The 5,326-nt window shown below is 50.0% G+C and carries 6 protein-coding genes; 3 read left to right on the forward strand and 3 right to left on the reverse strand.

The window, feature by feature from the left end; genetic code table 11:
• Positions 1 to 323: amino acid permease (locus KQJ19_RS22240; RefSeq protein ID WP_216404162.1), on the reverse strand; the 323-nt coding region annotated here is incomplete at its 3' end.
• Positions 324 to 598: 275 nt separating this feature from the next.
• Between KQJ19_RS22240 and KQJ19_RS22245 the strand changes: the two genes are divergently transcribed.
• The 3 genes from KQJ19_RS22245 to KQJ19_RS22255 all read left to right on the forward strand — a co-directional run bounded on the left by KQJ19_RS22245 (position 599) and on the right by KQJ19_RS22255 (position 3,170).
• Positions 599 to 892 carry a co-chaperone GroES gene (locus KQJ19_RS22245; RefSeq protein WP_000027827.1) on the forward strand — a complete coding sequence of 98 codons (294 nt, stop codon included), beginning with the start codon at positions 599 to 601 and terminating at the stop codon, positions 890 to 892.
• A 43-nt stretch (positions 893 to 935) separates the two neighbouring features.
• Entirely contained in the window at positions 936 to 2,564 is a 1,629-nt protein-coding gene (gene groL, locus KQJ19_RS22250; protein WP_216404163.1) for a chaperonin GroEL, read from the forward strand.
• A 252-nt stretch (positions 2,565 to 2,816) separates the two neighbouring features.
• Positions 2,817 to 3,170 carry a DUF4156 domain-containing protein gene (locus KQJ19_RS22255; protein WP_016151391.1) on the forward strand — a complete coding sequence of 118 codons (354 nt, stop codon included), beginning with the start codon at positions 2,817 to 2,819 and terminating at the stop codon, positions 3,168 to 3,170.
• Between the two features lie 85 nt (positions 3,171 to 3,255).
• Here the strand turns inward: KQJ19_RS22255 and yjeJ are convergent, their stop codons facing one another.
• On the reverse strand, positions 3,256 to 4,119 hold the full coding sequence (gene yjeJ, locus KQJ19_RS22260; protein WP_216404164.1) for a YjeJ family protein: 864 nt from the start codon (positions 4,117 to 4,119) through the stop codon (positions 3,256 to 3,258).
• 183 nt (positions 4,120 to 4,302) lie between these two features.
• Positions 4,303 to 5,326, reverse strand: a 1,024-nt coding sequence (gene epmB / locus KQJ19_RS22265) for an EF-P beta-lysylation protein EpmB (RefSeq protein WP_216404165.1), incomplete at its 5' end; no start/stop codon positions are given.

A 5,326-nucleotide genomic window follows, 5' to 3' on the forward strand; every position in this document is an offset into this window, starting at 1 on the left:
GCGGCAATATGTAATGCCGCGGGCAAGCCGACGGGAATCACCGACAAAAATAGCCATCCGGTGACGCGCTCCAGGCGTGAGCCAAAGGCCATACCAACAAAATGCGCCACGCCACCCGCGCTGGGAAAATGACGGCCCAGTACGGCAAAGACAATCGCCACGGGAAAGACTAAAACAATCAGCACCGGCCAGGCCCACAGGCTGTTGTTGCCAGCCACCAGCGCGGCTAGCGCAGGGACGGCGAAAACGCCTGTACCTAGCAATGATGTCGACAACAGGCCAATGCCCTGAGCCAGTCCCAGCTCTTGTTTCAGTCCGCTCATAAGTTGTTATCCGGTTATGCCCATTGACCGGGCTACAGCGCAGATTTTTGATGGTATCACAATCGTATTTGCTTATGACGACGTGACTGAAATCGTTATAAAATGTGATGCGCGTCGGCGTTTTGACGGAATTTTCTGCTGATATAAATTTTTTTTCGCTTGCCCCCTTGAAGGTACAAAGCCCCATCCCCATTTCTCTGGTCACTAGCCGGGAAACCGTTCACGGGCCGGCGTCACCCATAACTGATAAAGACTTTCTCAAAGGAGAGCTATCAATGAGTATTCGTCCGTTACATGATCGTGTGATCGTCAAACGTAAAGAAGTTGAATCTAAATCTGCTGGCGGCATCGTACTGACCGGTTCTGCAGCAGGTAAGTCAACTCGTGGCGAAATCATCGCTGTCGGTAAGGGCCGCATCCTGGACAACGGTACCGTACAGCCGCTGGACGTTAAAGTCGGCGATATCGTTATTTTCAACGATGGCTACGGTGTTAAATCTGAGAAGATCGACAATGAAGAAGTGTTGATCATGTCTGAAAGTGACATCCTGGCAATTGTTGAAGCCTAATCCGCGAACGACACTGAACATACGAATTTAAGGGAAAGAGAAAATGGCAGCTAAAGACGTAAAATTCGGTAACGACGCTCGTGTGAAAATGCTGCGCGGCGTAAACGTACTGGCAGATGCAGTGAAAGTTACCCTCGGTCCAAAAGGCCGTAACGTAGTTCTGGATAAATCTTTCGGTGCACCGACCATCACTAAAGATGGTGTTTCCGTAGCCCGTGAAATCGAACTGGAAGACAAGTTCGAAAACATGGGGGCGCAGATGGTGAAAGAAGTTGCCTCTAAAGCGAACGACGCTGCAGGCGACGGTACCACCACCGCAACCGTACTGGCGCAGTCCATCATCACTGAAGGTCTGAAAGCCGTTGCTGCGGGCATGAACCCGATGGATCTGAAACGTGGTATCGACAAAGCTGTCGCTGCTGCCGTTGAAGAACTGAAAGCACTGTCCGTACCGTGCTCTGACTCTAAAGCGATTGCTCAGGTTGGTACTATCTCCGCTAACTCCGACGAAACCGTAGGTAAACTGATCGCTGAAGCGATGGACAAAGTCGGTAAAGAAGGCGTGATCACCGTTGAAGACGGTACCGGTCTGCAGGACGAACTGGACGTGGTTGAAGGTATGCAGTTCGACCGTGGTTACCTGTCTCCTTACTTCATCAACAAGCCGGAAACTGGCGCAGTAGAACTGGAAAGCCCGTTCATCCTGCTGGCTGACAAGAAAATCTCCAACATCCGCGAAATGCTGCCGGTGCTGGAAGCAGTAGCAAAAGCCGGTAAACCACTGCTGATCATCGCTGAAGATGTTGAAGGCGAAGCGCTGGCAACTCTGGTTGTTAACACCATGCGCGGTATCGTGAAAGTCGCGGCGGTTAAAGCGCCTGGCTTCGGCGACCGTCGTAAAGCAATGCTGCAGGATATCGCTACTCTGACCGGTGGTACCGTTATCTCTGAAGAGATCGGTATGGAGCTGGAAAAAGCAACTCTGGAAGATCTGGGTCAGGCGAAACGCGTTGTTATCAACAAAGACACCACCACCATCATTGATGGCGTGGGTGACGAAGCTGCAATCCAGGGTCGCGTGACTCAGATTCGTCAGCAGATCGAAGAAGCAACTTCCGACTACGACCGTGAAAAACTGCAGGAGCGCGTAGCGAAACTGGCAGGCGGCGTTGCGGTTATCAAAGTTGGTGCTGCGACTGAAGTTGAAATGAAAGAGAAGAAAGCCCGCGTTGAAGATGCCCTGCACGCGACCCGTGCTGCGGTAGAAGAAGGCGTGGTTGCTGGTGGTGGTGTTGCGCTGATTCGCGTAGCGTCTAAAATTGCCGGTCTGAAAGGTCAGAACGAAGACCAGAACGTAGGTATCAAAGTTGCGCTGCGCGCAATGGAATCTCCGCTGCGTCAAATCGTACTGAACTGCGGCGAAGAGCCGTCTGTAGTGGCTAACACCGTGAAAGCGGGTGACGGTAACTACGGTTACAACGCTGCAACTGAAGAATACGGTAACATGATCGACATGGGTATTCTGGATCCAACCAAAGTAACGCGTTCAGCTCTGCAGTACGCGGCTTCTGTTGCGGGTCTGATGATCACCACCGAGTGCATGGTTACTGACCTGCCGAAAGGCGATGCGCCTGACTTAGGTGCTGCTGGTGGTATGGGCGGCATGATGTAATTTAATCTTCATACTTCAAGCCGCAGGTTTATTGGCTGCGTTCGTTTACCCCAGTCACTTACTCATGTAAGTACCAGGGGATTCATGAACTTGCCGCCTGCCTGCAACTTGAATTATTTGATTAAATACGTATCTCGCGAAAAATGAGAAACCCTCGGGCAGAAATGTCCGGGGGTTTTTCTTTTGGTCATCTTTTTAGTATATGATTCAGCTACGGACATAACGTCCAGCTCATTGATTATGGGGAATGACATGCACGTGAAATATTTAGCAGGGATCGTTGGTGCCGCGCTACTGATGGCGGGTTGTAGCTCCAGCAACGAACTGAGTTCAGCCGGGCAAAGCGTACGCTTCGTCGAAGAGAAGCCTGGCGCAGAGTGTCAACTGATTGGCACTGCAACCGGTACGCAAAGCAACTGGCTTTCTGGCCAGCACGGCGAAGAGGGTGGCTCTATGCGTGGCGCAGCAAACGATCTGCGTAACCAGGCTGCGGCAATGGGTGGTAACGTGATTTATGGCGTCAGCAGCCCATCACAGGGAATGCTGTCCAGCTTTGTTCCTACTGCCAGTGAAATGACCGGGCAGGTTTATAAGTGCCCAAATTGATAAATGCTGTTGATGCCTGATGGCGACGCTAAATGTCTTATCAGGCCTACGATACAAATTCGTCGGCCTGATAAGCGCAGAAACATCAGGCATTTTGAGCGTTATGCCCAGACTGAGCGCGTAAATGATGCAGCGCGCGCAGGCACTGATCCTGATTGAGCTTTTGCGCCTTATCACCCGTTAACGTTCTGATAAACACCTGGCACGGTACACCAGCAAGCTTTTTCAGTCGTGGGCTGAAATCGAGAAGACGGCGAGTAATGGCTTCGGCCTCTTTGCTGCCGGAAGGGGCGCGAGTTTTTACTACCGAACCACAGAACTGGGCTTTTCCTTGATCATCCGTATAGCGGTAAATAATCGCCAGATAATGATGAAACAGGCTTTGTTTCCATTCTGGGTGCGTATAAGAGTCGTATTCCAGATTGTCGTTTTCTTGGCAATCAACATCGTACAGCGGCAGGAAATCCAGCAGCGATGTAATTCGTAGCGCTAATTCCCGCATGCCAGCATTATTTATTGCATGAATAACAGCATGGATCAGCACCCGAATCTGTCGTTCATTAATCAGTAATTCACGCGTTTGTCCATCATGCAGTGTCAGAGAAAATGTTAAGTTTTCGCCTTTGTCATCCACTAACATCAGCGAATTTATGCGACGATTAATGTCGGCATTTTTTAGCTCATCTTCCTGAATCAAAGGAATATTTTCGTGCATCTTTTGGCTGACTTTATCGCATTCCTTCTCATATTGCGCATGCTCTTTTTCGCTAAGCTGATGTTTGACGGATAGCCTGCTTTCCAGGGCGATCAGCAGATCTCTTAGCCCAAGCGGAGAAAGAAAAAATAACGACGTTTTATTCTTTGGTTCTTTTATCTTTAATGCTAAAGCAATAAATTCATTCTTTTTATGAATAACACCGGTATTGATGCCCTTAATACTTATAGCCATAAAAGGTTCTCCCTAACCATATATTTATTAATATTCTGAATTTGGTTCTACTAATACAAATTATGAATTAATGACTTTATAGCGCTAATTAAAATAGCACAGATTAAAAGCGTGGCTCCACTTGTGAGGATTTAAATAATAAGTAATCGTGGTGAGTGTCCGAAATCGGACACTCAATAATGGTTATTGTTGGCGTAGTTGCAGATCCAACGGCGTTTTACTTGGCTCTCCGCCAATTTCACGCGCCAGTTTGGGGACCATATAGCCGGAAACCAACGTCAGCAGTTCACGCATAATGTGACGAGCCTCATCGTCGCTGACCATAAAGTGGGCGGCACCTTGCACTTTGTCCAGTACGTGCAGGTAATAGGGCATCACCCCCGCATCAAACAGGGCGTTGCTCAGGTTCGCCAGCGTTTGTGCGTTATCGTTCACGCCACGCAGCAAAACGCTTTGGTTGAGTAGCGTGACGCCAGCGGTACGCAGTCTGACCATCGCCTGGTGAAACGCCTCATCGACCTCATTGGCGTGGTTAATGTGGTTGACCAGCAGAACCTGCAGGGAGGAACGCGCAAAGCGCTGGGCCAGTCCTTCAGTAATGCGCGCGGGGATCACAATCGGCAAACGGCTGTGAATGCGCAGACGCTTAATGTGCGGGATGGCTTCCAGTTGCGTGAGTAACCAGTCCAGTTCATGGTCCTTGGCCATTAGCGGATCACCACCGGAGAAGATAATCTCATCCAGCTCAGGATGCGCGCTAATGTAGTCCAGGGCGACCTGCCAGTTGCGCTTATTGCCCTGGTTTTCGGCATACGGGAAGTGTCGGCGGAAGCAATAGCGACAATTTACCGCGCAACCGCCTTTAACCAACAACAGCGCCCGATTGCGATATTTATGCAGCAAACCGGGGACCACGCTGTGCTGTTCTTCCAGCGGATCGGTCGAGTAGCCAGGTGCAGCAACAAACTCTTCCTGGGAAGTAAGTACCTGACGCAAAAGCGGATCGTCCGGATTGCCTTTTTCCATACGAGCAATAAAGGCGCGTGGTACGCGCAGGGCGAAAAGTCGTCTCGCGTCGCGTCCGGCCAACAGTTTTTCATCTGCGTCTATATTCAAAAGATGCAGAAGTTCATCAGGATCGGTCACAACATCGGCAAGTTGCGATAACCAATCTTCTCTGGATGGGGTATTTAGGGTTACAATATGC

Source organism: Citrobacter sp. S46_ASV_140, from assembly GCF_018919545.1.
In the GTDB taxonomy this organism is placed as follows: Bacteria; Pseudomonadota; Gammaproteobacteria; order Enterobacterales; family Enterobacteriaceae; genus Citrobacter; species Citrobacter braakii.

Excerpts from the sequence above, each read along its gene's own strand:
- KQJ19_RS22245 (WP_000027827.1), top strand. The coding sequence starts at position 599 with ATGAGTATTCGTCCGTTACATGATCGTGTGATCGTCAAACGTAAAGAA.
- groL (WP_216404163.1), top strand. The coding sequence starts at position 936 with ATGGCAGCTAAAGACGTAAAATTCGGTAACGACGCTCGTGTGAAAATG.
- KQJ19_RS22255 (WP_016151391.1), top strand. The coding sequence starts at position 2,817 with ATGCACGTGAAATATTTAGCAGGGATCGTTGGTGCCGCGCTACTGATG.
- yjeJ (WP_216404164.1), bottom strand. The coding sequence starts at position 4,119 with ATGGCTATAAGTATTAAGGGCATCAATACCGGTGTTATTCATAAAAAG.